The sequence below is a fragment of the Micromonospora sp. AMSO12t genome (genome assembly GCF_008806585.1).
GTDB lineage: Bacteria > Actinomycetota > Actinomycetes > Mycobacteriales > Micromonosporaceae > Micromonospora > Micromonospora reichwaldensis.
Genome location: NZ_WAAS01000606.1, coordinates 1 through 478, shown reverse-complemented (window position 1 = coordinate 478; position 478 = coordinate 1). Strand labels below are relative to the sequence as shown.

Here is a 478-nt window from a genome sequence, read left to right as displayed (position 1 = left end):
GTTGGTGCTGTTGGCATTGATGGTGATGCCGTTGACGCTGGCCGACTACATGCAGGCCATCAAGAACATCACCTTCACCAACAGCAGTGAAGACCCGAGCACCGTGCCACGGATCATCACCGTGACCGTGACCGATGGCGGCAACTACTCCAACACTGCGACCACCACGGTCAACGTGGTGGCGGTCAACGATGCGCCGGTTGCAGCGCCAGTCAACGTCACCGGCACCGAAGACACCCCGCTGATCCTCGGCTGGTCGACTTTCGGTGTGACCGACGTGGACAGCCCGGCCAGCAGCCTGGGGATCAAAATCACCCAACTGCCGGGCGAAGGCAAACTGCAGTACCTGGACGGTTCGACCTGGAAAGACGTCGCCAACAACCAGACCTTCAGCAAGGCTGACATCGACGCGGGCAAGCTGCGCTTCCTGCCGGATGCCAACGAGTCGGGCGTCAACGGTTACGGCGGCACCGGCATG

The 478-nt window shown here is 61.7% G+C and carries 1 protein-coding gene; it reads left to right on the top strand.

The window, feature by feature from the left end:
- Positions 1–478: cadherin-like domain-containing protein (locus tag F6X68_RS33160; protein ID WP_151457885.1), on the top strand; the 478-nt coding region annotated here is incomplete at both ends.